The 25,718-nt window shown below is 47.7% G+C and carries 23 protein-coding genes; 19 read left to right on the top strand and 4 right to left on the bottom strand.

Annotation, left to right across the window (positions count from 1 at the left end):
• Positions 1-536: 536 nt before the first annotated feature.
• The gene (locus LHUE1_RS05790) at positions 537-1,148 is read right to left on the bottom strand and encodes a CPBP family intramembrane glutamic endopeptidase (RefSeq protein ID WP_160312077.1); all 612 of its coding nucleotides are present in this window, start codon (positions 1,146-1,148) and stop codon (positions 537-539) included.
• Between the two features lie 222 nt (positions 1,149-1,370).
• Here LHUE1_RS05790 and LHUE1_RS05785 point away from each other — a divergent pair, with 222 nt between their 5' ends.
• Entirely contained in the window at positions 1,371-2,678 is a 1,308-nt protein-coding gene (locus LHUE1_RS05785) for a GHKL domain-containing protein (protein WP_049172418.1), read from the top strand.
• 4 nt (positions 2,679-2,682) lie between these two features.
• Positions 2,683-3,441, top strand: coding sequence for a LytR/AlgR family response regulator transcription factor (locus LHUE1_RS05780; protein ID WP_241484829.1), 759 nt, complete (start codon positions 2,683-2,685; stop codon positions 3,439-3,441).
• A 69-nt stretch (positions 3,442-3,510) separates the two neighbouring features.
• Here LHUE1_RS05780 and LHUE1_RS05775 read toward each other — a convergent pair whose 3' ends face one another.
• Entirely contained in the window at positions 3,511-3,825 is a 315-nt protein-coding gene (locus LHUE1_RS05775) for a Gar-IM (protein ID WP_049172414.1), read from the bottom strand.
• A 289-nt stretch (positions 3,826-4,114) separates the two neighbouring features.
• Complete coding sequence (locus LHUE1_RS05770; protein WP_049172412.1) at positions 4,115-4,768, bottom strand: CPBP family intramembrane glutamic endopeptidase; 654 nt, start codon at positions 4,766-4,768, stop codon at positions 4,115-4,117.
• Between the two features lie 320 nt (positions 4,769-5,088).
• Between LHUE1_RS05770 and LHUE1_RS05765 the strand changes: the two genes are divergently transcribed.
• From LHUE1_RS05765 to LHUE1_RS05690, 16 genes are all read left to right on the top strand, one after another.
• A complete protein-coding gene (locus tag LHUE1_RS05765; RefSeq protein WP_049172411.1) occupies positions 5,089-6,336 on the top strand; it encodes a betaine/proline/choline family ABC transporter ATP-binding protein in 1,248 nt (415 codons plus the stop codon).
• 2 nt (positions 6,337-6,338) lie between these two features.
• Positions 6,339-6,968, top strand: a complete 630-nt coding sequence (locus LHUE1_RS05760) for an ABC transporter permease (RefSeq protein ID WP_049172409.1) — start codon at positions 6,339-6,341, stop codon at positions 6,966-6,968.
• Between the two features lie 11 nt (positions 6,969-6,979).
• Positions 6,980-7,909: an osmoprotectant ABC transporter substrate-binding protein gene (locus LHUE1_RS05755; RefSeq protein ID WP_049172407.1), complete on the top strand. Its 930-nt coding sequence runs from the start codon at positions 6,980-6,982 to the stop codon at positions 7,907-7,909.
• Positions 7,909-8,571, top strand: coding sequence for an ABC transporter permease (locus LHUE1_RS05750; protein WP_049172405.1), 663 nt, complete (start codon positions 7,909-7,911; stop codon positions 8,569-8,571). Before LHUE1_RS05755 ends, LHUE1_RS05750 begins: the two co-directional genes overlap by 1 nt.
• A 520-nt stretch (positions 8,572-9,091) precedes the next feature.
• Positions 9,092-9,844, top strand: coding sequence for a gamma-glutamyl-gamma-aminobutyrate hydrolase family protein (locus LHUE1_RS05745; protein ID WP_053091149.1), 753 nt, complete (start codon positions 9,092-9,094; stop codon positions 9,842-9,844).
• Positions 9,841-11,223 carry an APC family permease gene (locus LHUE1_RS05740; RefSeq protein ID WP_277848300.1) on the top strand — a complete coding sequence of 461 codons (1,383 nt, stop codon included), beginning with the start codon at positions 9,841-9,843 and terminating at the stop codon, positions 11,221-11,223. The genes LHUE1_RS05745 and LHUE1_RS05740 overlap by 4 nt, the downstream gene beginning before the upstream one ends.
• Positions 11,216-11,599, top strand: coding sequence for a RidA family protein (locus LHUE1_RS05735; protein WP_010490145.1), 384 nt, complete (start codon positions 11,216-11,218; stop codon positions 11,597-11,599). Before LHUE1_RS05740 ends, LHUE1_RS05735 begins: the two co-directional genes overlap by 8 nt.
• Positions 11,600-11,602: 3 nt before the next feature.
• The gene (locus LHUE1_RS05730) at positions 11,603-12,748 is read left to right on the top strand and encodes a trans-sulfuration enzyme family protein (RefSeq protein WP_049170087.1); all 1,146 of its coding nucleotides are present in this window, start codon (positions 11,603-11,605) and stop codon (positions 12,746-12,748) included.
• Positions 12,733-13,497, top strand: a complete 765-nt coding sequence (locus tag LHUE1_RS05725) for a helix-turn-helix transcriptional regulator (protein WP_306387719.1) — start codon at positions 12,733-12,735, stop codon at positions 13,495-13,497. The genes LHUE1_RS05730 and LHUE1_RS05725 overlap by 16 nt, the downstream gene beginning before the upstream one ends.
• 519 nt (positions 13,498-14,016) lie before the next feature.
• Positions 14,017-14,859, top strand: coding sequence for a DUF3100 domain-containing protein (locus LHUE1_RS05720; RefSeq protein WP_049169051.1), 843 nt, complete (start codon positions 14,017-14,019; stop codon positions 14,857-14,859).
• The gene (locus LHUE1_RS05715) at positions 14,859-15,305 is read left to right on the top strand and encodes a hypothetical protein (protein WP_049169050.1); all 447 of its coding nucleotides are present in this window, start codon (positions 14,859-14,861) and stop codon (positions 15,303-15,305) included. Before LHUE1_RS05720 ends, LHUE1_RS05715 begins: the two co-directional genes overlap by 1 nt.
• Entirely contained in the window at positions 15,306-16,637 is a 1,332-nt protein-coding gene (locus tag LHUE1_RS05710; RefSeq protein ID WP_049169049.1) for an amidohydrolase family protein, read from the top strand.
• Positions 16,601-17,341, top strand: a complete 741-nt coding sequence (locus tag LHUE1_RS05705; protein WP_049169048.1) for a sulfite exporter TauE/SafE family protein — start codon at positions 16,601-16,603, stop codon at positions 17,339-17,341. Before LHUE1_RS05710 ends, LHUE1_RS05705 begins: the two co-directional genes overlap by 37 nt.
• Before the next feature lie 456 nt (positions 17,342-17,797).
• On the top strand, positions 17,798-18,400 hold the full coding sequence (locus tag LHUE1_RS05700) for a TetR/AcrR family transcriptional regulator (protein ID WP_010490157.1): 603 nt from the start codon (positions 17,798-17,800) through the stop codon (positions 18,398-18,400).
• The gene (locus LHUE1_RS05695) at positions 18,397-21,759 is read left to right on the top strand and encodes an MMPL/RND family transporter (protein ID WP_049171818.1); all 3,363 of its coding nucleotides are present in this window, start codon (positions 18,397-18,399) and stop codon (positions 21,757-21,759) included. The genes LHUE1_RS05700 and LHUE1_RS05695 overlap by 4 nt, the downstream gene beginning before the upstream one ends.
• 392 nt (positions 21,760-22,151) lie before the next feature.
• Positions 22,152-23,534, top strand: coding sequence for an MFS transporter (locus LHUE1_RS05690; RefSeq protein ID WP_049171820.1), 1,383 nt, complete (start codon positions 22,152-22,154; stop codon positions 23,532-23,534).
• Between the two features lie 195 nt (positions 23,535-23,729).
• On the opposite strand, the gene LHUE1_RS05685 is transcribed toward LHUE1_RS05690, so the two are convergent.
• Positions 23,730-24,266: a TetR/AcrR family transcriptional regulator gene (locus tag LHUE1_RS05685; RefSeq protein ID WP_087911258.1), complete on the bottom strand. Its 537-nt coding sequence runs from the start codon at positions 24,264-24,266 to the stop codon at positions 23,730-23,732.
• Between the two features lie 173 nt (positions 24,267-24,439).
• Between LHUE1_RS05685 and LHUE1_RS05680 the strand changes: the two genes are divergently transcribed.
• On the top strand, positions 24,440-25,606 hold the full coding sequence (locus LHUE1_RS05680) for an alpha/beta hydrolase fold domain-containing protein (protein WP_049171824.1): 1,167 nt from the start codon (positions 24,440-24,442) through the stop codon (positions 25,604-25,606).
• Positions 25,607-25,718 lie beyond the last annotated feature (112 nt).

Genomic DNA, 25,718 nt, shown 5'->3' with positions numbered 1-25,718 from the left:
ACCATCATTAAGTTTTTGGCAAAGCGGTCAGCATCTGTTTTGGGTTTCAAATCATCTATTGATCTATCAGCACCCGAAAATAGCCTAGTTCATTTACGCAACGACTTTCTCCTTCTCAACAAGGAAACAATGTTGAAGGTCATAACGACGAAAAAAATAAGCACGAAGATTTTAAATAGGACTGGGCTGTCATGCGTTGATAAAGCTGCTACCAAAATTATGAGCATGATAGCCACTCTGGTTCTAGAAGTTTTTTTCAAGTGTTTAAACATCTCGCATTCTTTTAGTTGAGTTATCGTGACTGAATCAAACTTGGTAATTGTTGTCTTCCACATATGTACTGTCATCTAGTAATGGGATTTAAGGTATTCACAACTCGTTTCAATATCTACCTGCAAGTCTATCGAGCTCAATAAAGTGAACGTTTGACAAGCCCGCACTCAGGTTCAACCGCCAAAAGCGGAAGTGTCAGTTTTCTTATTTTTGTAGTAATAAATCTCGAAGGCCAAGAGCAAGAGTCGTCAAGTCTAAACTCCTTATTCTACAAATGCCAATACAGCAACCACATTAATAATGCTATGAGCTAAAACCGAAGCAAAGATATCCTCACGCCCCCGATTAGCTAAGCAAAGCAAAAATCCCATGCCAAAGTATACTAAGAGATCAACCAGCCTCGTAGACCCATGAGCAACAGCGAATAAAGCGGAAGAAACACAAACTCCCTTAAAGCCACCTTTAAAAAATTTGATGTTTATCGCGTATCGAAAAATGGTCTCCTCCCATGCTGGACCAATTAAACAAGCAACGGGTAGCAAAATATTCAAATGTAAGCCTCTAAACTGACCAACCCCACCTTGAGCTTTTGTAAGGAACATAATCAGCATCTGGAAAAGCAATATGACCATCGCAACCAATAAACCTTTGACCGCCCGATCAACTGATACTTTAAAGACACCCAAACACCGAAGATATCCATATGTAAAAAGAACATACGCCCACAAAATCGTCATTCCGATAAAGGATATAAATCCGATTTCGTTTTCATTTGCCATAGCAATGATGAAAGGTGGTACAAGAAGCCCAAATATTATTGGTAAAAAAAGTGTGTGCTTATAATCTTCAGAAATTTGTTTTTGCACTTGATTCACAACGCCTCTCATGTTTTTTACCTGTTCAAAAAACTCTGCCTCATTCAATCTGTCTAGATGAGCTTATCAGAACTAACAAAAGCTGAGCGACAAAAATATTAACGTATCGAAATCCGCTATTAACGTCACTCGTCTCTCTTCCTCTTTGAAAACCTCGTTAGACTTTGTAAACTAGGCATCGTATATTTAATTAGGTATGTAATCCATTTGAGGAGGACTATTTTGACACCTGTTCCCGGATTTGAATATTTTTTTACTTTTTTACCAATCTATATTGCGGGCATTTCCGTTCTTTCACTGATCTTCTATGCTCGGCTAAAACCGGGCTACATCTTCTTCTGGTCTGCTTTGGGCATGACGCTCTCTACGCTTTTTTCAACCTCTGGCGAAATACTATTTGGCATACTATATATTGCCTTCATGGCATATACCGATAAGCCTGCAGATATGCTGTGGATTTTTTTGTTTATGGATCTCAATCTTGTTAACGTCAATATTCAAACAATATTTGTCGGAGTAGCTGAAGTCTTTGCTCCCCAGATGGTAGATGTCATTGGCTGGACCGGGATATTTATTAGTGTGACGTTATACTGCTTTTTAGTAACATGGTTATTATTAACTAAGATGCATGTCCTTTTAACTGTACGAGAGTTCATGCAACAAAACCATGGTATTGCTAAAAGTATAATCATCTCAACGGGAACTATTTGTCTTTTGCTATATGTGCTTGAGGTTGTTCTGAACTTCCTGACCATCCCAACCCCAGTTGAAATGTTCGTTCTCTGCGTCTTTCTTCTGTCCATAGGTATTAACGCATTCTCAATATTCTCTTTGCTGAAAGCATTCAAATATAACATGGAACTCACTTGGCTTAAGCAGGCAGAAATGGCTCGAAGGCAATATTCAGCCACCATTGATGAACAGCGAAAGCAAACAAACAAAATTCTCCATGACTATAAGAACCTTCTCTTAACCTTGCAGGTATCGCTAAACGAAACTGATAAGGAGTCCTCTTCTTCCAGTAGTACACAGGCCATCATCAAACAGGCTCAGAACTCGCTTAGCACCGCCGAGATAAGTAATGACATGCTTGCTGCTGTTGAAAGCATCCCTCTCAAAAGTCTCCTATATTTAAAGTGGAACGAGGCTGCCAATAAAGGTGTTGAAATGTTAATTCGCACTGATAAGCGGATCCCCGACGTCAGAGCTGATTTAGGACTAACTGTTGTCCGTATCCTAGGAATTTTGATTGATAATGCGCTCGATGAGACCGTCAAGCTAAAGGAGCACCAATTCGAAGTCTTGCTACTGTATAAGCCTTCGACTGGTATTGAACTAACTGTCGTCAATAATGTGCCAACTAACTTTGATTTAAAGGTACTAGACGGTTCTGGTTTCACCACTAAGGGCCCAAATCACGGGCAGGGTATGGCGATTATCAATGAACTTGTTCAGAAATACCCGGACCTCAACGTACGAAAGAAGAAACGTCAAAATCATTTAGAAATTAGTCTCTTTGTGGGGGAATAATATTTTGCTCAACATTTATATACTAGAGGATAATCCTGCTTATTTAAAAACTCTAACGCATGAGCTAAAGAATTTTATTATGATTGAGGAACTCTCAGCAACAATCAAGCTTGCCACCGCATCTCCAAAGACGCTACTTCAGACAATCAAACCCGCTGCCGAAGAAGACAGTCTTTACCTGTTAGATATAGAAATCGACAACTCAGACCTTAGTGGGGTTGACGTGGCGACAGCGATAAGGAACGCATCACTCTTCACGGATATAATCTTTGTAACCAACCACACTGAGGCAGCACTTTCAATCTTAACTCATAAAATCGCACCCTTAGACTTAATCGATAAAAATGCTCCGATAGCTGAAACCTCTAACCAACTTCGACGTGATATTCAACAAGTCCTTGACCGGGTCGAAGATCGTAAAATCCGGTCTCACAACCAATTCAATTACTCAGTCAACGGACAGATGTTCGCTGTGCCATTGGACGAACTAATCTATATTCAAACGGCTACTGGTAATCCCGGTAACTTAGAGGTGCATGCACTTAACGAGACCGCAACATTTCATGACAATCTTAACCATATCGCCTCTTTGTACCCAACATTATTCCGCGTCCACAAAAGCGTCTTGGTCAACCCGGATCATATTAAGCAATTGGATACCAACAACCATTACTTATATATGGACAACGATGCCAAACTGGACGTCAGTTTTCGAAAACAGAAGCTTTTAAAAAAGATGCTTAACCATCATCACAGTAAGTAAAAATGCGGTTCAAAAAAAGCATTGTCGCCATCCATGAAGGAGGGGAAATGCTTGTATTAAATGAAAAGCTCAATCAAGGTAGCCACTAAGCGTCCCATAAGCACCACGGTTGGTTCCAAAGGGGACGTTTCTGTTCAGAATTGGCTCCAAAAAATCATAGAATTTAGAAGCATCCTTCGTCAAACCTGTTCGCATCGCTTCCCTTTGAAAACTAATTAGCGTTTGATTCAAAACGGCAACGAAATATCTTCCTCGCTCGATATCATCTTTGGCTAAGAGCCCAATCTTTCGCTCACGATCAGTGATATTTGGATCAAGCACAAAATCATAATAGGCACTTAGTACTTTTTCCTTATCATCGGGCTTCTTGTTGTGCTTAAACATTTTTATCACATCCAATACTATTGTTAACGCCCAGAAGCGCCTGCGCTATCCAAACCATTTCTGACAATACCTCGCTTAGGTCTCTGGTCGTAACGCTATTGTCAGTAAAAAATTAAGATGCAGTTTCTGTAAGCGCGCCTGACAAGAGATAACTATATACCGTTCTCCAACAAATCGGACTGCCGAATTTTAAACGTATCGATTTGCACTATTATCGTAGCGGCCGTTCTAATCAAATCAGGACTTCTTCCGCCACCCAACCGTCAAAGTTCGTATCACGAAAAATTTGCTACAACTGAATCATCACTAGTATTGTGACCAGCACATTGTAGGTGATATGCGCTATGATACTTGTCCTCAACGTTCCCGAATTTTTGTTGAGTACACTTAGTCCTACAGCGAAGATGAACAAAGATAGCGATGGAATAATAGCCTCCGCGTGAAGTAAAACAAAAATAAGCGCCGTCACGACAACCGCCACCCAATAGCTGAAAAACTTCGACAGATAGTGTTCTATAACACCTCTAAAAGCTAGCTCTTCACATATGGGACCAAATAGACAAACTGCCAACATCATCGGCCATCTTAATGATCCTTTCAGCAATTGAGCTGTTTCTGACTGTAAGACATTCTCACTTGAATGCGGTAGAAAGGCAAGATTATTCAAGACAAGATTGACCACAACAATGAAGATTGCCCAAATAATCGGCAACAGCAGATATTTCAAATACGATGATTGTTGTTTTTGCGATGAAGGTCTGTTTTGTATTTTTCGATCTAGCAGCGTCAACAACGTTATGGAGATTGCTGCACTACCAAAGACAAAGATCCAGGTCAGTGTGATATTCGTCGTAAAGGTACCAACAAGCGAAACCCCATCAGCGAGATAAAGTATGGGTATGAATAAGATAATTCCCCAAAGTATGGACTTAGCTTTTTCCAAAACAATGACTCCTGTTCCCAGTTTATAACTCAGACACTCTAAACGCAGAAGCCTTTAAACTAAGTCAGAAACTGACATTCGATTTAACATAACCATAAAAGTATTCTCTCAATCATAAACTTCCATTTCCTAACAAACAACTAAGCTTTTAGTCCTTTCATCAACTTTCCTCTTTAAGGAATACCTCATACACCCAGTTAACTTACAAATCACCCACCAACCCAACCCGCGCAAAACTCACTCCCCACAACCGGTCTTCGATTAAAATACAATTAACTTCATGTGTTATTATGGAATCATCAAATAAAGGAGGACGCGTCATGCCAGAAGAACAACCAATGGTCCAGTTCAAGGACGTTGAAAAAGTTTATCGAGGCGGGAATGTCGCGGTCGAACATATCAACCTTGAGATTCATAAGGGTGAGTTTGTTTGTCTTATCGGGACGTCGGGTTCCGGGAAGACAACCACGATGCGCATGATTAACCGCATGCTGGAACCCAGCGGCGGCCAAATCCTGTTTAACGGCAAGGACATTCACAAAATCGATGCCGTCAAATTGCGGCGTCAAATCGGCTATGTTATCCAAAACATTGGCCTCATGCCGCATATGACCATTTATGAAAACATCACCATTGTCCCGAAGTTATTGAAGTGGCCGGAAGAAAAGCGACGCGAGAAAGCTAAGGAGCTGGTAGATCTTGTTGAATTGCCGGAGGATTATCTGGATCGTTATCCATCCGAGCTTTCCGGTGGCCAGCAACAGCGAATCGGCGTTATCCGGGCGCTTGCTGCGAATCAGGATCTGATTTTAATGGATGAACCTTATGGCGCTTTGGATCCGATTACCCGTGAGGCTTTGCAGGAACTGATTAAGAATCTGCAGGAGAAGCTTGGTAAGACCGTGGTTTTTGTCACGCATGATATGGATGAAGCGCTCAAGCTCGCAACCAAAATTGTGGTGATGGACCACGGGCATATCATTCAAAATGCGACGCCAACCGAACTGTTGACGCATCCAGCGAACAAATTCGTTGAGAACCTGGTCGGCCAGGATCGATTGGTTCAAGCGCGGGCTGATGTGACCACCGTTGAGCAGATCATGCTGAAGAATCCTGCAGCGATCACGCCAGGCAAGTCACTAGCTGAAGCGATTTCCCTGATGCGTAAACGTCGCGTTGATACGCTGTTGGTGACGGATGATGAAAATCATCTGAAAGGCTTCATTGATTTGGAATCGCTGGAAACCCGGTATCAAAGTGCTACTAGCGTTGGCGACATTACCAAGTCGAGTATCTTCTATGTGAATAAGAACGCTTTGCTGCGCGATACCGCTGATCGCATTTTAAAGCGCGGTTTCAAGTATGTGCCGGTGGTTGATAACGATCAGAAATTGGTCGGTATTGTCACCCGTGCTTCATTAGTTGATGTCGTTTACGACACCATCTGGGGCGAAAATGAAGACGATCAAGCCAGCGATAGCGCCAAAGAGTCGGCAACGCCTACCAATCATGAACCGGCAACCGATTCGGCAGCGGCAGATGACCGAGACGCACCTAAGGAGGTGTGACCATGTTTGCTTTTTTAAACGCACATGGCAGTGAACTGATCACCAAAACCTGGGAACAGCTTTACATCTCGGCAATTGCGTTAGGTCTTGGGGTGATCGCCGCCGTTCCGCTGGGTATTTTGCTGACGCGTTTTCCTAAGACCGCTAAAGTCGTGATCGGTATTGCCAGCATGCTGCAGACGGTGCCATCATTGGCGTTGTTGGCCTTGATGATTCCTTTATTCGGGATCGGGAAAGTGCCAGCTATCGTTGCACTGTTCATTTACTCGTTGTTACCGATTCTGCGGAATACGTATATCGGTATGGAAGATGTCGATCCGGTGTTAATAGACGCGGCTAAAGGTATGGGCATGACGGCGATGCAATCGATTCGGCAAGTCGAAGTGCCTTTGGCGATGCCGGTGATCATGGCGGGCATTCGCTTGTCAGCTATTTATGTCATTGCCTGGGCAACCTTGGCTTCGTACATCGGGGCTGGTGGCCTTGGGGATCTGATCTTCAACGGTTTGAATCTCTTCCAGCCGGATCTGATTATCGGCGGCACGATTCCTGTTACCATTTTGGCACTGGTCGTTGACTGGTTGCTTGGGCGGTTGGAATACCACCTGACACCTGTCAGTGAACGCGCTTAGGAGGTGGCAAGATGAAACAGTTCAAAAAATTATTCCTGTCACTTTTGCTGATTCCGGTTCTCTTGTTGAGCGGCTGCGGCTTTCCTGGCTTAGGCGGCTCCGGTAATGACGGGACGGTGCGGATCGCCTCGCAAACCAGTACCGAGTCGCAGATCATGGCCAATATCATTGCCGAACTGATCAATCACGAGCTAGGTTACAAAACCACGTTGGTCAATAACCTCGGCTCCGGAACCGTGGTGCATCAAGCCATGGTCCGCAACGATGCCGATATTAGTGCTACGCGTTACACCGGCACCGAGATTACCGGCACATTAGGCATGAACCCGGTCAAGAACTCAGCTAAGGCCACCGCCATCGTCAAGCGCGAGTTCAAAAAGCGCTACGATCAGACCTGGTATCCATCTTACGGCTTTTCTGACACCTATGCCTTTATGGTGACGCAAAAAGAAGCCAAAGAAGACAATCTCAACACCGTTTCTGATTTGAAGAAAGTCGCACCGCAATATAATGCCGGCGTTGACTCCAGCTGGATGAACCGGAAAGGCGATGGCTATAGCGATTTTACTAAAGCATATGGCTTTGACTTTAAGCGGGTTTATCCGATGCAGATTGGTCTGGTTTACGATGCCGTTGAAGCAAACCGAATGCAGACAGTTCTTGGCTATTCCACTGATGGACGGATTCGCAGTTACAATCTGAAAGTACTGAAGGACGACAAAAACTTCTTCCCGCCTTATCAGTGCTCATTGGTCGTTAATAATAGCCTTTTGAAGAAATACCCTAAACTAAAACCGTTACTGCATCGCTTAGACGGCAAGATCAACCTGAAAACCATGCAGGAACTCAACTATCAAGTCGACGACCAGTTACTTGAACCAAATGTGGTCGCGCAAAAGTTTCTTGCCAAACACAACTATTTCAAAGGAAGTGACGACTAATGGCTAACATGGATACTTGGCAGCAATTCTGGTATTACCTTGCCAACAATGGTTCCTACGTGCTGAGTCAGTTCGCCCGCCATTTTCTGATTTCGATCTATGGGGTGCTCATCGCAGCGGTGATCGGCATTCCAGTTGGGCTGGCAATTGCGCGCCATCGCACCTTGAGTAACACAGTCATCGGCACCGCCAACGTCATTCAGACCATCCCCAGCCTAGCGATGCTTTCGATCATCATGCTGGGACTCGGACTTGGCGTAAACACCGTCATTGTCACGGTCTTCTTATACTCGCTGCTGCCAATCATCAAGAACACTTACACCGGCATGCAAAATGTCGATAAGAACCTGATGGACGCGGCTAAAGGCATGGGCATGACCCGCTGGCAGTCACTGTATATGGTCGAAATCCCCTTAAGCATGTCGGTCATCATGGCCGGGATTCGTAACGCTTTGGTCGTCGCCATCGGGATCACCGCAATCGGCGCCTTCGTCGGAGCTGGCGGCCTGGGCGACATCATCATCCGCGGCACCAACGCCACCAACGGCGGAGCCATCATCCTCGCCGGCGCGTTGCCGACAGCGCTAATGGCCATCATCTCCGACCTCGTCCTCGGCTTCTTGGAACGCCGACTCGAGCCGAAAGGAAAGGCTGCTTCATAAAAGTAGGTCTAACAGTTCATAGTTACTAAATGGGACGAGTGAATCTTCATATACGGAGATTCACTCGCCTTTTTGTTTCTCAAGAGTAATTTGTTAGGATTAATAATCTACTAGTGCCAAAGCGGAGCAATCGTAGGCCAGAGGGGGCTCAGCTGTGAAATTGGTCTTAAACGGGCGATTTTCCCGTTTTAGGCCAAGGCCGAGCTTTGAAACCGCGGTTTTTGCGGGTTCAAAGTCGTGCCCTCCGCTCTAGCTTCGCGTCGCCAGCCCCAAACCGCCGGAGATTGCGAAGTTTGGCACGGCCCAGAACTCATTGCCCAAATTCACAATGTTCAGAACAGCGCTAATGTTATTTATAAAAATCCCGCGCCCACACTCGTTTTCAATACAAAATCAGCGTTATTATAAGATTGCTTAATTAAAGCGATTACCTCCACTAATATAAAATACCTTTAGTTATTTTTATAAAATATTGTACTTATTAGAAGTTATGTTATACTCAAAATCGGAGGTGAATAATATGAAGAAACCACTTATCGGCATTTCAGCAGGCGTCCTTGTTGACCAAGGAGGCATGTTCCCCGGCTACAAACGTGATTATGTGAACGAGGACTACATCACCGCAGTTTCCGAAAATGGCGGCATTCCGGTCATTTTACCGTTACTCGATGATCCTGCTGACATTGACCGACAAGTCGCGGCCTTGGATGGGCTGATCTTATCCGGCGGCCATGATGTTGACCCGAGCAGCTACAATCATGATCCCCTGGACAAGTTAGGTGACACGTCACTAAGACGGGATGCGTTTGATTTAAATCTGATTCGGTCAGCGAAACAACGCCAGCTGCCGATATTAGGGATTTGTCGCGGCACCCAGATTCTGAATGTCTATCACGGCGGCACGCTTTATCAGGATCTCAGTTATCGCGATGCGCCGACGATCAGGCACTGGCAGGCAACGAATTCAGCGCAGGTCACGCATGCCGTGCGCATCGACCAGCACAGCCGCCTGTTTACGATTTTAAAGCAGGCAACGGTACGGGTGAACTCGTTTCATCATCAGATCATGGCAACGATTGGCGAAGGTTTTCACGTTGTCGCGACCGCTTCGGACAATGTGCCGGAAGCGATCGAAGCGGATGGCGATCACATCATGATGGGCGTGCAGTGGCATCCGGAAATGCTCACGCACAGCCAACCGCTCATGAACGCCCTATTCAGTCACTTCATTCAACAAACGCAAGCTACCGCGGCAAGTAGCACGAGCCTATGAAAAAGAAAATCGGTTTCTGGTCAATCGTTTTATTGGCCATCAATTCCATTATCGGCTCCGGTATTTTTCTTTCACCAGGTGCCGTGGTGCAGTCTTCTGGCTCCAAAGCGTTAATTCTCTATGGCATCGCGGCTTTCTTTGCGGCGATCCTGGCAGTGACCTTTGCCGCAGCAGCCAAGTATGTCGCACATAGCGGCGCGGCTTATATTTATGCCAAGGCAGCGTTTGGCGAACACGTCGGCTTCTACGTCGGCATCACGCGTTACATCGCCACCTGCATTGCCTGGGGCGTTATGGCCACCGCGGTTGTCAAAACCGTCTTGCGTATTTTCGGTTTTGATCAAAACGATTTGATGCTAGTCACAATTAGCTTGATTTTGCTAATGCTGGCACTGCTAGTGATTAACTGTTTCGGGCCAAAATTCTTCGAGCTTGTCAACAATCTGTCAACGATCGGTAAGTTAGCCGCCTTGTTGGTTTTCATCATTTTCGGCGTTGGCGTTATTGCCACAACCGGCGTGAATCATTTTGCCCAGATTGACCGGTTGACCAGCGCAGGCAGCAGCGCAACCCTGAGCACCCTGGTCATGGGGGTTATTGCCGCGTTTTATGCTTTCACTGGTTTTGAAAGCGTTGCCAGTGGGGCAGATGATATGTACAAGCCGGAAAAGAACCTGCCGATTGCTATTCCCCTGGCTATTTCGGTGATTGCGGTTGTCTATATCGGTGTCGTCTGGATTGCCATGATGGTAAATCCGCAGGCGATGATGGCCACCAAAGAAGTCGTGGCCTTAGTGGCGGTTTTCAATAACCCGCTGATTCAAAACATTGTGTTATATGGAGCGCTGATTTCAATGTTAGGCATCAACGTTGCGGCTTCTTTCCACAGTCCGCGGGTGTTGGAAGCCATTGCCAAACAAGGGCAACTGCCAAGCTGGTTAGCCGGGCGGACCGCGAAAAACTTCCCGCTGCCGGCGTTTCTTTTGACGATCGCTTTGGCGGTGTTGCTACCGATGGCTTTCCGTTATGACATGACGAGTATCATCATTCTCAGCTCCATCTCCCGCTTCGTTCAGTTTCTGATTATTCCGCTGTGCGTCATGAAATTCTTCCGTGGCCGTGGTGATCGCCGACTCATCAATCCGGCGCGCCCAAATGTGCTCACTGACATGGTTTGCCCGGCGGTGTCACTGATCCTGACTGTTTTATTGCTCATCAAATTCGATTGGATCGGTCAATTTACCATCCTCGATGCCAACAACCAGCATGCCCCGAATTATTTTGCGATTGTCGCCATGATCCTCGGTTATGTCGTGATTCCGTTTGGGATGATGCTCTTCAACTATCAAACTAAGAAAAAGAGGTATGAATATGATTAAGCGTTTGACCAGCACCCACATCCCCGCTCCCCTTGGCAGTTACGCCGCCGCGACCCAGATCGGTTCGGTCCTTTTCACCTCTGGCCAACTGCCGCTCAGTCCGGAATCCAAGGCCGTTCCGGAAGGCATCATTGCCCAAACCAAACAAGTGATGACCAATTTGAATCACGTACTGGTTGATAACGGGACGTCTTTTGATCATGTGGCCAAAACCACCGTGTATATCAATGATCTCAAGTTACTGGCGAGTTTTGATCAGGTTTATCGGACTTACTTCCATGACGGCTACCCAGCGCGCACCGCGGTTTTGGTTAGCGAATTACCAGCGCAGGCATTACTGGAAGTCGACATGGTGGCGGAAGTCCCGGAGGATTAAAAAGTGGGTATCAATACGGATCTTTTACATGGCTACCCGGTCATCGACAGCCATACCGGTGCGTCTTCGATTCCTAAGTACCAAGCGTCTACGTTCAACAGCCCGGCATTGGGAACCAGTCGCGACTACATGTACACGCGGTTTGGCAACCCGACCATTGACGCCTTGCAGGAAGGCTTAGCCAAAATGACCGGGGCACAATTCAGCTTTGTCTTCAGCTCGGGTATGGCCGCCATTGCCAACACTATCATGTTGCTCAATGCCGGTGATCAGATTATTTTCCCGGTCGAAGTCTACGGCGGCACCGGCGCGTTTGCGACCAAAATCCTGCCTAAGTATGGCATTGATGTCGTGTTTACAGCCTACGATCAACTTGCTAATATTGAACAGGCACTGACACCCAAAACCAAAATGATCTACGTGGAAACGCCGTCGAACCCGCTGCTGAAAGTCACTGACATTCAGCCCATCGTGACGCTGGCCAAGGCACATGGTATCCTGACAGTGGCCGATAACACGTTCATGACGCCGCTTTACCAGAAGCCACTGGCACTGGGCTGCGATATCGTCATCGAAAGTCTGACCAAGTTCATCAACGGTCACAGTGACGTGGTCGCCGGCGCCGTTTTGACAAACAATCAGGCCATTGCCGAAGAACTGTCACTGTTTCAAAAAGAATTCGGCAGCATTCTCGGCGTTGAAGACGCATGGCTGGTTTTGCGCGGTATGAAAACCATGGGCTTGCGCATGCAGCAATCAACGCAAAATGCCCAAAGTATCGCAGCATTTTTACAGGCCCATCCCAAAATCAAGCAAGTTTACTTCCCGGGCTTGCCGGAGCATCCCGGTCATGCCGTCCACATGCAACAAGCAGAAAACGGCGGCGCGGTGCTGTCGTTTGAAATTGCCGGCGCCGACAAAGCGCGGTTGAACACGTTTATCGAGGCGCTGCAATTGCCGATTTTTGCTGTCAGTCTGGGCGGGGTGGAATCCATTTTGTCCCACCCAGCCACCATGTCGCACGCCTGTTTAACCGCCGAGGAACGCGCTGCTCAAGGCGTGACCGACAGCTTGCTGCGCCTATCTTGCGGCATTGAAGATACTGAAGACCTAATCGCTGACCTGACCCAGGCATTAGCCAAAATCTAACCCCGACGAATCCTGGGACTGCTGCGGTTATCAAGAAAGGAAGGATTTCGATCACCCCCGATTCTTACCGTCCATTTTTAAAATTTCTTGCGCATGTGCTCGGTCCCACGACAGAAATCGTGATGCACGCCATTAATCCCGCGACCGATGGCTATGATTCTTCGATTGTTTTCTTGGCAAATAGCATCTCCGGACGCACCATGGATTCACCGGCTACCGACTTCATCGCAAAAGTCTTACACGATAAACTGTATCAGCACCAGGATTACGTCGTGCACTATCAAAGCACGTTGATGAATGGCAAAAAAGTCAACTCCGCCAGTTTTTTCATCAAGAACCAAGCCGGCGAGCTGATCGGCATGATCTGCATCAACACGGACGTCAGCCGCTTCCAACAACTGGCGACGCTTGAAAAATTAAGCGAAGAACTCCTTCAGGCCTTCCAACCGGAACTAGCCCCTGCCGCGGACCTGCTTGAATCGACTCCCCCAACGGAAAACCTGTTCATTCAACCAGAAGGCGCCATTCGGCAAGTGGTCATCGAACAAACGGGAACCCCCAACCCGCCAATCGCCGACCTGACCCGCAAGGAAAAAATCGCCATCGTGCGCCGCCTTTACGAGCAACACTTCTTCGAACTCAAAGACGCCGTCGCCAAAACCGCGGCATACCTCAACATGTCCACCGTCAGCATCTATAAGTATTTGCAGATCATCAAACAGGCTGATAAAAGCACATCGTATGAGTGATGAGTTTGGATTAGTTAGTGGCTGAGTGATGATTAAAAAAGAATGCGCGACCGAATTTTCACCAGTAGAAAATTCGGTCGCGTTTTTCTGTATTGGAAATTAGTTAGTCGGCTTAAATTAAAAATGTCAGTGCCAAGGCGGAGCAATCGTAGGCCAGATGGGGCTCAGTGGTGAGATTGTACTAGCCGGGCGATCTTCCCGGCGTAGTACAAGGCCGAGCTTTGAGACTCTGCGGTTTTTGCAGAGGCTCAAAGTCGTGCCCACCACTCTAGCTTCGCGGTCGCCAGCCCTCATCTGGCCGGAGATTGCGGAGTTTGGCACGGCAAAAAACATCTAAGGTAACTACACTTATCACAATTTACAAGTTCGTCAATAGTGTCATTTATTTTATTTTCACCGCAGATATATCAGTTTGCAAAAGACAAACACGAACATTAGACCGTATTTTAATCTAATCGTCCTTTATTTACCCAAATAATTGCGCTAAACTAGGTCTATTCATTTCACAAGGAGGACCCCATGACTTACCCTAGCTTACGCGCACGTATTAAAGTCGAATGGAAAAGTTATCTTGTCGCTGCTTTATTCACCGCGATCGCTGAATATATCGGAACCGTGAAACTCAAAGTCGGTCCTGGGATGATCATTTTATTTCCGGTTTTCTACGCCATTATTCTCGGCATGTTAAGTGGTCCGCAAGTGATGCACTGGTTTGACAACAAACACGTCAAAGCCGCATCGAAACTGGTCATCGTTGGGATCTGCCCGTTTGTGGTCAATCTTGGCATTACGGCTGGTGCGAATATGGATATGATTCTGCACGCCGGCCCTGCCTTGTTAGTACATGGTTTCGGCAATCTGCTCGGTATTTTCTTCGGCCTCCCTTTGGCCATGCTGCTCGGGTTGCGGCGCGAGTCGATCGGCGCTACGAGTTCGCTTAATCGCGAGTATCACCTCGCCTTGATCAATTCGGCTTATGGTTCGGATTCTGACGAAGCCAGCGGCAGTATGGCGATTTATATCGTCGGTGGCATTCTCGGCACGATTTATTTTGGCATCATGGCCACGGTGCTCGGCATGACCGGCTGGTTTGATCCCAAGGCGCTGGGCATGTCCACTGGCGTCGGGGCCGGCATCTTCATGGCCTCGGCTAGCGCCAGCCTCGCCCAGCTATTCCCTCACGACGCCAACACCATCACCGCCATGGCGTCAGCCGCCAATACCATCGCCGGCATCACTGGTATTTACATCACCATGTTCCTGGCGATTCCGCTGACAGATAAGCTTTACACGATTTTGGATAAAATGTTCGCCGGCCGCCGTGCCAAAACGCCTGCTGCAGTGAAAGGACGGATTAAGTAATGCGATTACGTGAATGGTTGTTTCTCCTCAGTGTCTGCGGTGTCGGTACCTTGCTAGCTAACTGGATCGGTTCCGGCGTCAGCATCGCCAAAAGTCTCCCCGGCGTGGTCATTCTCATCGCCATCACCCTCGTCGCCGTTGTCTTAGCCAAAATCATGCCGTTCAAATTACCCATTATCGCTTATTGTTCAGTTTTAGGATTGTTGGTCGCTGCACCGTTTTCACCGATCGCAGCGGTGGTCATCAGCTCAACCAAAGTCATCGCCTTCGCCGCGCCGTTCACCGTGGTCGGCTCGTTTGCCGGGATTGCAATTTCCGATAAGCTCGGCACTTTCATTCATCAAGGCTGGAAGTACATCATCGTCGGGGTTGCCGTGATGACCGGGACGTTTGTCGGCTCGCTTTTGTGGGACACCCTCACGTTGAAACTGACAGGGGTGATTTAATTGGCCAGCACACTGATCCAAGATACGTTGACCATGACCGCGCCCGGTGAGATCAAGCCGCATCAGGATATTTTCATTAAAAACGGTAAAATTGCGCAGGTAGGCGACCATGGCAGTTTTCCGGCCGAAGCTGATGACGTCATTGACGGTACCCATCGTTTATTCATGCCCGGCTTGATCGACAGTCATTTACATACCGGCCAGCAATTACTCCGCGGCCGCGTGCTGGACACCAAAGGCATTATCTGGAAAAAGATTATGCTGCCGTTTGAAGCTGATACGACTCCCGAGACCATGACGCTGAACGCACAACTGGCGGCACTGGAAATGATCACCAGCGGCACGACCGGATTTGTGGACGCTGGCGGTTATCACATGGCCGCCGCCGGAACTGTTTATGCGCAAAGCGGATTGCGCGGCGCCCTTGCCTATTCAACCATGGACGATCCGAGGCTGCCGGCTTCGATTAACATGGATGCCAAAACCGCCATTGCCCACACTGATGCACTTTATGACCAGTTTCACGGCCGCCATCATTTACAGGTTTATTATTCGCTGCGGGCGTTGAATAATTGTTCCGACGAACTCGTGGATCTGGCCGCTCAACGCGCCGCCGATCGCCACACTTTTCTCGAAGCCCATATGAACGAATACCCTCAAGAAGTGGCTGGCATTCTGACCCGTTGCGGTGAACGACCTTATGTTTACCTTGCCAAACGCGGTGCCTTGAGCGATCATTTTCTAGGTGCGCATAGCCTTTTTCTAGACGACGCCGAAAAGGCCTTGATCGAAAAGTATCACGTTAAGCTCAATCACAGCCCATTCAGCAACTCTGGCAAAGGGGTGCCGCCAACGCCTGAACTGTTGAAGGCTGGCGTCTCCATTGGTCTGGGAACCGATGGCGCGGCGCATGGCGGCTTGAGTCTGTGGCAGGAAATGAAAATTTTCCGGGCGATCATGACGCTGCATTATGGCGTGCCACAGCACATTGCCAACATCATGCCGGCAACCACCATTATGTCGCTGGTCTTAGACGGTGGTGCGGCCGCTTTGAATATGCCTGGGCAGCTTGGGCGCATCGCTCCGGGGTATCAAGCAGACATTATCGGCCTGGACATCGACAGTCCGCACTTATGGCCAACCGGTAATTGGAACAACACGTTATTAGAAAGTGTTAACGCCAATGATGTGGCTGATTCCATGGTGGCCGGCAAGTGGCTGATGCGAAAACGAAAAGTGTTAACATTAGATGTAGAAAGGATCAAAGCCGTGTGTGCACGGCGCTACCCAACATTATGGCATTCATCATCATCGCAATTGGCAACATCATAATCGGCGGCCTCGTCGGCATGACCGGCGTGGCTGGTTTTTTACTTCCAATCTTATACACGGCAGGACTCGGCTACAGCACTACGGAGGGTCTGGCGTTTAGTTTTCTTGCGTTCATTATCTCCGGCTGGCTCGGATCACGCCATTATCAACGGCAGGGATTGATGGATCGGCGCATCGCCTATCTGCTCAGCGGCGGCAGTTTTGTCGGCGCTATTCTTGGTGTCCGACTAAACCTGCTATTGCCGACCAGCTGGGTTCAGCTGTTACTCTACCTAGTCGTTTTGCTATCCGGCATCGCTATTCTGATTCAACAACGCTATCCGCCAAAACCCGGCGTCGATCATCTGAATCACCCGGTTTTACTTGTCATTTTAGGCATCGTCACCGGCTTAATCTGCGCACTTTCCGGAGCAGGCGGCCCAGTGCTGGTCATGCCGCTACTCGTGCTACTCGGCTGTGAACCACACGCGGCAGTCGGCATTGCCCTACTCAACTCAGTCTTCATCAGCTTACCCGCCGCGGTCGGCTACCTCAGTCAGATCCAGCTCATGAACACCCTGCCACTACTCGCCATCATCCTCGTCACCCACGGCCTCGGCGTCATCATCGGCAGCCGCCTCGGCCCCAAAATCGATGGCCGTTTATTGAAAAACGGCACCGCAATTTTTTCGATTATCCTTGGTTGCATTAAGCTTTGGCCATAAATCAAGAAATGTTGAAGACTGCATAAATTCAGACTATGCGTTTCTTGTCGTGCCAAACTCCGCAATCTCCGGCCAGCTGGGGCTGGAACGTGGTGGGCACGACTTTGAGCCTCAGCAAAACCGGCTGAGTCTCAAAGCTCGGCCTTGTACTACGCTGGGAAGACCGCCCAGCTAGTACAATTTCACCACTGAGCCCCATCTGGCCTACGATTGCTCTGCCTTGGCACTGGTTTTTAAAAACTTAACAAAATATCTGAGTGAAACAGACGAAATAATTTTCGCATTAGCGTTAATCATTTCGTCTGTTTTGTTTGGCGTGATGAGTTATAGCACAATTTTTGTCTTCCTAGATAACCAGATAACTAACAGCGGAATATTATTTTCATACCTCCTTGACAAGAATATTCATAAACACTAACATATGCGAATGAACGTTCATTCCACAAGGAGGTTATCATGGCATCTATTCCTGTACCAAGTCCGATTATCGAGCAGGCTGTGAAGTTATTCGCCGAACGCGGTTACGCCGAAACCAACCTGCCGTCGATCGCCAAAGCGGCAAAAGTCGCGGTTGGCACAATTTATCGGCATTTTAAAAGCAAAGAAGATATTCTCAACACCGCCTTTACGGATATTATGAATTTCTTCCACAACTCGCTAGCCGAAGCCGCTGACTGTGATCCCGATGACCCAGAGACCATGTTCGGCCGCTTGTTTGACGCAGCAACCGCATCCATGGAGCAGTACCCGACAGAGTTGCATTTTATTCAGCAAAACGTCTTCAATGAAGCACTCAATGCCGAAAGCCGGGCCGCCCGCGGGCGCGTGATTACACTCATTAACAACATGCTCATGGATGGCCAGGACCGCGGGGTGATTGTCAAAGCCGATGTCCGCACCCAACTCGCCATTCTATACGGCAGCATCGTCAGTATGATTGATATCGTCTGGGCGCAGCAGCAAATCGAAGGCCACGTTTCCAACCAAAAAGCATTGGCCGCCGATTTGAAAAATCAGGTCTGGAACGGTCTCACCAGTGAAAGAAGGGTCTTTAATTGAAAAATCTTCGCAATCGTCACATCCCTGCCCTGATTTTCTGGCTTGTCGTTATTTTGGTGACCCTCGTGACCATGCCTGACGTCTCGGGAATTGTCCGCGATAAAGGCGCTTTATCACTGCCCAAAAACGAAGAAAGCCAGGTTGCGGCCAACATTGAGAAAAGGGCCAACCATAACCAGAAAGTCCGCTCCTTCGCCCTCGTTTTTAGCAATGGCGACAAAAAGCTGACGGCAATCCAGAAAAAAGCGATCACCAAAACGCTCAAGGGCCTCAAAGATTCTAAGGCCGTTAAAATTGTCAACGTCACCCAGTCATCTGACAACGCCGAAACCAAAAAGCAGCTTGATGCCAAAGATGGCACCACTCAGATGGCGTTGGTTGACGTCAAAGCCAAGGGTCAGGTACGGCCCCAAACCAAAAATCTCGAGCAGCAAATCAAAACCGCGAACGTCAAAACATATGTCACCGGCAGCGATGTGCTCAACGATGACTTTGCCACGGTCACAGAAAAAGGCATCCAGAAAACGGAAATCATTGCCGCGATTTTCATCTTTATTGTGCTGATCATCGTTTTCCGTTCACCGATTGTGCCGCTGGTATCGCTGCTAACCGTTGCGATTTCCTTTCTGACATCGTTGAACATCATCATGACGCTTGCCGATAAGGCCAATTTTCCGATTTCCAATTTCACGCAAGTCTTCCTTGTGGTTGTCTTATTCGGGATCGGGACAGATTACAACATTTTGCTATATGACGACTTTAAAGCCGCGTTGTCCCAAGGCATCCCAAGGACCAAGGCAGCCGGCATTGCGCGACGTTTCGGCGGCCGCACGATTCTTTATTCCGGACTGTCGGTTCTGATCGGCTTTTCGGTTCTCGGTCTAGCCAACTTCAAGTTCTATCGTTCCGCGGTTGGGGTTGCTATTGGGGTGCTCATTCTTTTGACGGTACTCTTAACTCTGAACATGTTCTTCATGGCGACCATGGGCGAAAAGCTCTTCTGGCCCAGCAAGAATCTGGATGGCCACAGCACCAGCCGCCTGTGGCATGGTCTTTCCAAAGTTGGCATCGCCCGCCCGCTCATCACGCTTGGCGTTATCGGCATCATCGCCGTGCCATTTTTACTGAATGCCAACCAGACGCTGAACTTCAACAACGCCGACGAACTGCCGGAAACGTTGCAGTCCAAGGTCGGTTATCGCCTGATTCAGGATCATTACTCAAAAGGCATGGCCTCGCCGACCACGATTTATATTCAAAGTAAGCACCCGCTGAATAGCCAGACCGTTTTGGGCACGATCGATGACGTCACCACCTACCTGCAGAAGGAAAAAGGTGTCAAAACCGTGGCGTCGGTCACCCAGCCAGGTGGCAGTAAAATCAAGTCACTGTATCTCAACGACCAACTCAAAACGATCAACAGCGGCTTAACGCAAAGTGTCAAGGGCCTGAAGCAGGTGCAGGCTGGACTTAATGACGCCAACACCCAAATCAAAAACGCCAATGTCGCAGGCAGTACCCAGCAGGTGCAAACCTTGGCAGACGGCACCACAACCTTGTCCTCTGGCGCCACCAGCCTCAGCAGCGGCATTAGTCAGTACACATCCGGTGTCACCTCGCTGAATAATGGCCTCGGCCAGTTAAGTAGCCAGCTACCAACGCTAACTTCTGGCGTCAACACCTTGAGCACCGGTTCCACCCAGCTAGCCAAAGGTATGAACGAGCTCAATAGCAACAGCACCGTGCTTGCCAGCGGGATGAATCAGCTCAGCAGCAAGTCAGGCGAACTCACCAGCGGCATGGACACGTTGAATAATCAGATTCAGACGTTAACCGGAACTGCCCAACAAATCATCACACTCATCAATCAATTGCCGGATGCCAGTCAGCTCACCCAGCCAATTCTGGACAAAATCAACGCCTTTTCCAGTGGAGTGCAGCAATTGACCGATGGCACAAGTGCCTTAGGTGATGGCATTAAGACCTTAAACGCCGGCACCACTGCCATGAACAACGGCATCGGAACACTCACCAGCGGTACCAATCAACTGAACAGCGGCATCAATTCGCTGAACAGCCAGGTACCGACACTGGTTTCCGGCGTCAACCAACTTAGCTCGGGTTCTTCCCAACTCGCCAGCCAAAATGGCACGCTGAATAATGGTGCTTCGCAAATTGCGAGCGGTGCCGATCAGGTTAACACCGGTGTCCAGACCTTGAACACGAAAATCAAAGCGATTTCCCAGCAAGTCAGTTCCATGCAAAGCGGCCTCACTTCCGCCAATCAAGCCCTCGGCACGATTGCGGACGGCAGCACCAGCATGAAGCAATATCTGACTGAGCTACAGCGATCGTATTTAGGCAAAAAGTTCTATATTCCAAACGCCACCTTGAAAAGTAAAACCTTTAAGCCAGCATTAGCGACTTACATGGCTGATAACAACAAAATCACGAAGTTTACCGTGGTGTTAAAAGGCGATCCAAGTACCGATGCGGCCGCCCAACAAATTAAAGCGATCAAAGCGGATCTCACCGCCAAGTTGAAACACACGCCGCTTGATGATGCGACTGTGGCAATTGGCGGCCAAACGTCGCAAACCGCTGACCTCCAGGACTTGGCAAACGGCGACTTCGAACGAACCGCTGCCATCATGATTATCGGAATCGGTATCGCGTTGATCGTCGTCACGCGCTCCGTGATTCAGCCAATCAGCATCATTACCACCCTGTTGATGGCCTATATCACATCATTGGGATTGACTAGATTGTTTTCAACCTATGTACTTGGGCGCGCCATGTTAACGTGGAACACCCCATTCTTCTCCTTCATCATGCTCGTTGCCCTCGGCGTTGACTACAGTATCTTCCTGATGGTTCGTTACCGTGACAACGCGTTGGAAGGCGGCACCATGACCCAACGCATTGCCAAAGCCGCCACCGTTATCGGCGCCGTTGTCATCTCAGCTGCGGTTATCTTAAGCGGCACTTTTGCGGCCATGATCCCGTCCGGCATTACCACCTTGATTCAGGTAGCGCTGGCCGTCATCATCGGACTGATCTTATTGGTCTTCCTGCTGCCACTGGTCATGTCCAGTGTTATCAGTCTGACCGACAAACAGATGCACAAAAACAACCACCCGCAAGGCCCCGGACCGGCTCCTGATTCAGATGCACCCGATCCAGATGGCCCAACCAAGCCAACACCTAAAGCGCCGGTTGTGACCACTGCAGCCGCGAATTCGACGCCTAAGCATCCGCAACCATCGTCGCATGCTGCACCGCGTGTCCATTTAGCGGCGATGCCAAAAGCAGACTCACAAGCCTCGATGTCTAAAACTTCACGGCAGCGGTCAAAGTAAGTATCAGCATCGGCCTCCTCAAAAAGCAAGCCGTCAGATACGAACAATCCGGAGTCGTGACTCATCGATAAGCTTCGTCACCGCGATGAGCAATGCCGGGTTTATCTTCGGTATAGATAGTGTTGGTCAGTCCTTGACCATCGACAACGCAATTTAAAATCAACATGAGTCCCATTGTTATTAGCGAAACATCTGCTAATGATGATGGGGCTTTTTTATAGCGTGTACCGGCCTTAATTGTATTCGTGGCCTTTAGCGACTAACACCCTGCTAACAGTGTGTAATCTTTTCCACATGAAAGCGCTTGCGTTTGCGTGTCGCTGAGGAATCTGCTATCGTCAGCAGTGGCCTGAGTCTGGTTCAGACTAAATTATAGAAACGAAGGCACGCACATGACGACTTCACCGGTTTCGCATCGCACGCAGCTCGCTATTTTATCAGCTGGACTGCTGACATTTGTCGGTATTCTGGTTGAAACGTCGATGAATGTAACGTTTCCAACATTGATTAAAACGTTACATGTGTCCTTATCCACGGTGCAATGGCTCACTTCTGGCTACCTATTGATGGTCACGTTAGTCATGAGCACCACCGCTTTTTTATTACGCCGCTTTAACACGCGTTCCCTGTTTCGTGGCGCCGTTTTGTGCGCACTGGCCGGAACAGTGCTGTGTATCTGGGCACCGAATTTTCCGACCCTTTTTGCTGGGCGACTCCTACAGGCACTGGCAACTGGGGTTTCGACGCCGTTGATGTTCCATCTGATCCTGACCTTAATCCCACAGGCACATCTCGGCCTTTACGTCGGCATGGCCAGCGTTGTCACGTCACTGGCACCAGCGTTAGGGCCGACATATGGCGGTTTGTTAACCTACTATGCATCATGGCGGATGATCTTTTGGCTGGTATTGCCTGTCATTTTATTAGTCTGGTCCATGGGTGAAGCCACTATTCGCGTCAAAGCGCGCGCCACGGACGAGCGCTTCGACTTCATGGGCTTCTTGCTGTTGGCGGTAGGCTTGTTTTCGCTCATTGAACTGCTTGACCAATTCACGGCAGCAGGCATCACCGTTGCTTTCTGGATCTACGGCGCCGCATTAGCTGTAGCCATCATTGGCATGGGCGCGCATTTACGCCGTACATCTACGCCATTACTCAATTTTTCATTACTCAAACACGCCGGTATTCGCGCCCGCGCCATCAATTTCTTCATTCTGCAATTCGGCAACATCGGCATTGCTTTTGTCATTCCGATTTTTGCAGAAAATGTGCTGCATACCAATGCCTCTGTCGCCGGGCTACTATTATTGCCCGGTTCCCTGCTCGGCGCGGCAGTTTCACCAATTGGCGGCGCCTTGTATGATCGCTTCGGTGCCCATCGGTTATTGTTGATCAGTGATGCGGCCATGGTCGTTGGTGCCATGCTGCTAGGTCTTTTCACGCATCAATTAGGCATGGCGTTGATCGTCGGGTTCTATCTAATTTTTCGGGTGGGCTTCAATCTCGGCTTCGGCAACACCATGTCCGATGCCAGCACTATGGTAGACGGCCCAGCAAAAGCCGACATCAACTCTCTGTTCAACACCCTGCAGCAATACGCCGGCTCGCTAGGCACAGCCAGTCTGTCTGCCATTATCACGCTGCAACAACGCCTCGCCCCCACTGGTGCCGAGGCGACCGGCAGCCAAATTGACTTCTTCCTACTAGCTGGATTGGCGGCATTAACCTTCGTTATCCAGTGGCGGTTAGGTGACAGGCATCAACAAGCCGCATAACCGCACGCGATAAAGATGTCATTTCCTATCAAATCAGAGACTCATTGCACTTTGTCTGAGAATTACAAAGTGCGGTGAGTCTCTTTTCTGCGTACATGCCACAACTATATCTCTTTTCTCAAGCAGTATATGTCGTCACATATTTTTTGGGTTCAAAGTTCGGTCTTCACAACTCTTCTCCAACAGCTGGTCTTTTCAGAGTGTTGCAAAAATATGTTTCTGGATGTCATCAATAGACCTAATGACGTCAACGTCTAACCCATTCCGTAATGAATATGACAAGAAGACCATCGAAATAGCAACATAAATTTCAATCAAGTAATTTGAGGGAAAAACTGAACTCTTATGTTGTCGCGTAACATAATCAGCGAACTCAATATGCAAGACTTTTTTAAATAGCTCTTGTAAATCGCTTTCTGGTGTATGAATTGTCAATAAAACTAAAATCACCTCGGAATTTACTGACAAAAATTTTGCAATATCGACTAAAGATGCCGTGATGTTTTCTTGATGTACTCGATGCTTTAAAAAGTAACCCAGCGACGTAGAAAAGTAATGATTTATTGTGCTAAGCAATCTATATTTATCAACATAATGACGATAGAAAGTTGTTCTGCTGATTTTAGATTGCTTGCAAATTTCGTTAATGGTTATTTTCTCGAACTTTTCCACTTCCAGAAGCTGAAAGAAAGCTTGCCAGATTCTCTTTTCCGTGTCCTTATATTTAATCATCGTATCATCTCCAAAATGGGCATTACTACGCTATTAATTAAAGTTACAATTGTTCACCTTTTGATACTTATATCTTTGAAGCTCCTTCATTAGACTAAAGCCGTAAGTATTAAGAAACAGCCGGTTGACCTAAAAACCGTCAACCGCACGTTCATAGTTAGGAGATTTTCACGATGAGAAAATTAACATCTATTTGCTTTTACTTATTAACCGGTATCTTGTTCATCCTAGCAATCTTATCGGCTCTTTTTCTCGATTCTAATTGGCTAGCTTATTCGGTCACCATCGTTCTTTTTGCGGGAATCATTTATTTGAAACGATTTAAAAAACTCAAACCATTTTGGCTGCAACTGACAGCTACACTGCTATTCTTTGGCGTCTCCTTAATCACTATCACTCTCACTCGGCCAAACTTAACTGTCTCTCTATATGGTAACCTCGTCAATAATTCCTTAAAAATGGCTAATCATATGTACGAAGCAAAGCACGGTATTTCGCTGTTCGTTAAGAAAATAGAAACTGAATCAAAGCCATATCGTGCCAAGGATTGGCAGTCGCCAGCAGGCTACACCAATAAAACGATTAATTTGGGCAAGGCTCGTGGTTATATGCTATCAGCTAATAAAGGCAAACATACGAAAGTTATTTACCAAATTCACGGTGGCGGTTATTTAGCTCAATTCAGCAACACGTATAACAAAGCTGCAGTTAACTATTCAAACGCAGATAATCAAGCCAATGTTTTTTCTCTAGACTACCGAACTGCACCAAAACATCCATTTCCAGCAGCGTTAAACGATGCTCTTACTGGTTATCAATATCTTCTGAAACATGGCTACCAGGCAAAGAACATTATCATAGCCGGTGACTCTTCAGGTGCCGGTCTATCACTCGCGCTCACATTATATCTCCGAGATCATAAAGATCCACTTCCCGCAGCACTTGTTCTCGCTTCTCCGTGGGCAGATCTTACGGCATCTGGCAAATCATACCGTACCAACACAACCAAGGATCCGCTTTTCGGCTCGGCCTCATCCAAGAAGTCCCCAAGACATCCAATACCGATCACATATGCTGGCAAACACAATCTAAAAAACCCATACATCTCCCCTGTGTTTGGCAATTTTAAAGATTTCCCACCAATGTTAATTCAAACTGGTAGTAACGAACTGCTGTTGAGTGACAGCAAAACAATCGTTAAAAAAGCAAGGGCTGCCAAAGTTCATGTTAAATTTCTCGAGTTCAGCGGCATGTATCATATTTTTTATATTTCAACACCTCAAATTCCAGAGGGACAACGGGCATGGGCAAATATAAGGTCTTTTGTATCCAAATATTAGAGGTTGCACTTTTTACTCCTCAAAAAAAGATTGCAACTTGTACGATTCCAAATAAATACAATTAGCTAAATTATAGTGACCCTCAGAACAGAATCAGCTCGACATCATCTCG

Origin of the sequence: Lacticaseibacillus huelsenbergensis (assembly GCF_029726355.1) — a bacterium.
GTDB lineage: Bacteria > Bacillota > Bacilli > Lactobacillales > Lactobacillaceae > Lacticaseibacillus > Lacticaseibacillus casei.
The sequence above is the reverse complement of the archived record's forward strand: the minus strand, read 5'-3'. Positions and strand labels throughout refer to the sequence as shown.

What these genes read in the sequence shown, in the direction of transcription:
- LHUE1_RS05715 (WP_049169050.1), top strand. Translation starts at nt 14,859, where the DNA reads ATGCGATTACGTGAATGGTTGTTTCTCCTCAGTGTCTGCGGTGTCGGT.
- LHUE1_RS05685 (WP_087911258.1), bottom strand. Translation starts at nt 24,266, where the DNA reads ATGATTAAATATAAGGACACGGAAAAGAGAATCTGGCAAGCTTTCTTT.
- LHUE1_RS05720 (WP_049169051.1), top strand. Translation starts at nt 14,017, where the DNA reads ATGACTTACCCTAGCTTACGCGCACGTATTAAAGTCGAATGGAAAAGT.
- LHUE1_RS05680 (WP_049171824.1), top strand. Translation starts at nt 24,440, where the DNA reads ATGAGAAAATTAACATCTATTTGCTTTTACTTATTAACCGGTATCTTG.
- LHUE1_RS05735 (WP_010490145.1), top strand. Translation starts at nt 11,216, where the DNA reads ATGATTAAGCGTTTGACCAGCACCCACATCCCCGCTCCCCTTGGCAGT.
- LHUE1_RS05745 (WP_053091149.1), top strand. Translation starts at nt 9,092, where the DNA reads ATGAAGAAACCACTTATCGGCATTTCAGCAGGCGTCCTTGTTGACCAA.
- LHUE1_RS05705 (WP_049169048.1), top strand. Translation starts at nt 16,601, where the DNA reads ATGGCATTCATCATCATCGCAATTGGCAACATCATAATCGGCGGCCTC.
- LHUE1_RS05760 (WP_049172409.1), top strand. Translation starts at nt 6,339, where the DNA reads ATGTTTGCTTTTTTAAACGCACATGGCAGTGAACTGATCACCAAAACC.
- LHUE1_RS05740 (WP_277848300.1), top strand. Translation starts at nt 9,841, where the DNA reads ATGAAAAAGAAAATCGGTTTCTGGTCAATCGTTTTATTGGCCATCAAT.
- LHUE1_RS05775 (WP_049172414.1), bottom strand. Translation starts at nt 3,825, where the DNA reads ATGTTTAAGCACAACAAGAAGCCCGATGATAAGGAAAAAGTACTAAGT.
- LHUE1_RS05765 (WP_049172411.1), top strand. Translation starts at nt 5,089, where the DNA reads ATGCCAGAAGAACAACCAATGGTCCAGTTCAAGGACGTTGAAAAAGTT.
- LHUE1_RS05755 (WP_049172407.1), top strand. Translation starts at nt 6,980, where the DNA reads ATGAAACAGTTCAAAAAATTATTCCTGTCACTTTTGCTGATTCCGGTT.
- LHUE1_RS05690 (WP_049171820.1), top strand. Translation starts at nt 22,152, where the DNA reads ATGACGACTTCACCGGTTTCGCATCGCACGCAGCTCGCTATTTTATCA.
- LHUE1_RS05750 (WP_049172405.1), top strand. Translation starts at nt 7,909, where the DNA reads ATGGCTAACATGGATACTTGGCAGCAATTCTGGTATTACCTTGCCAAC.
- LHUE1_RS05700 (WP_010490157.1), top strand. Translation starts at nt 17,798, where the DNA reads ATGGCATCTATTCCTGTACCAAGTCCGATTATCGAGCAGGCTGTGAAG.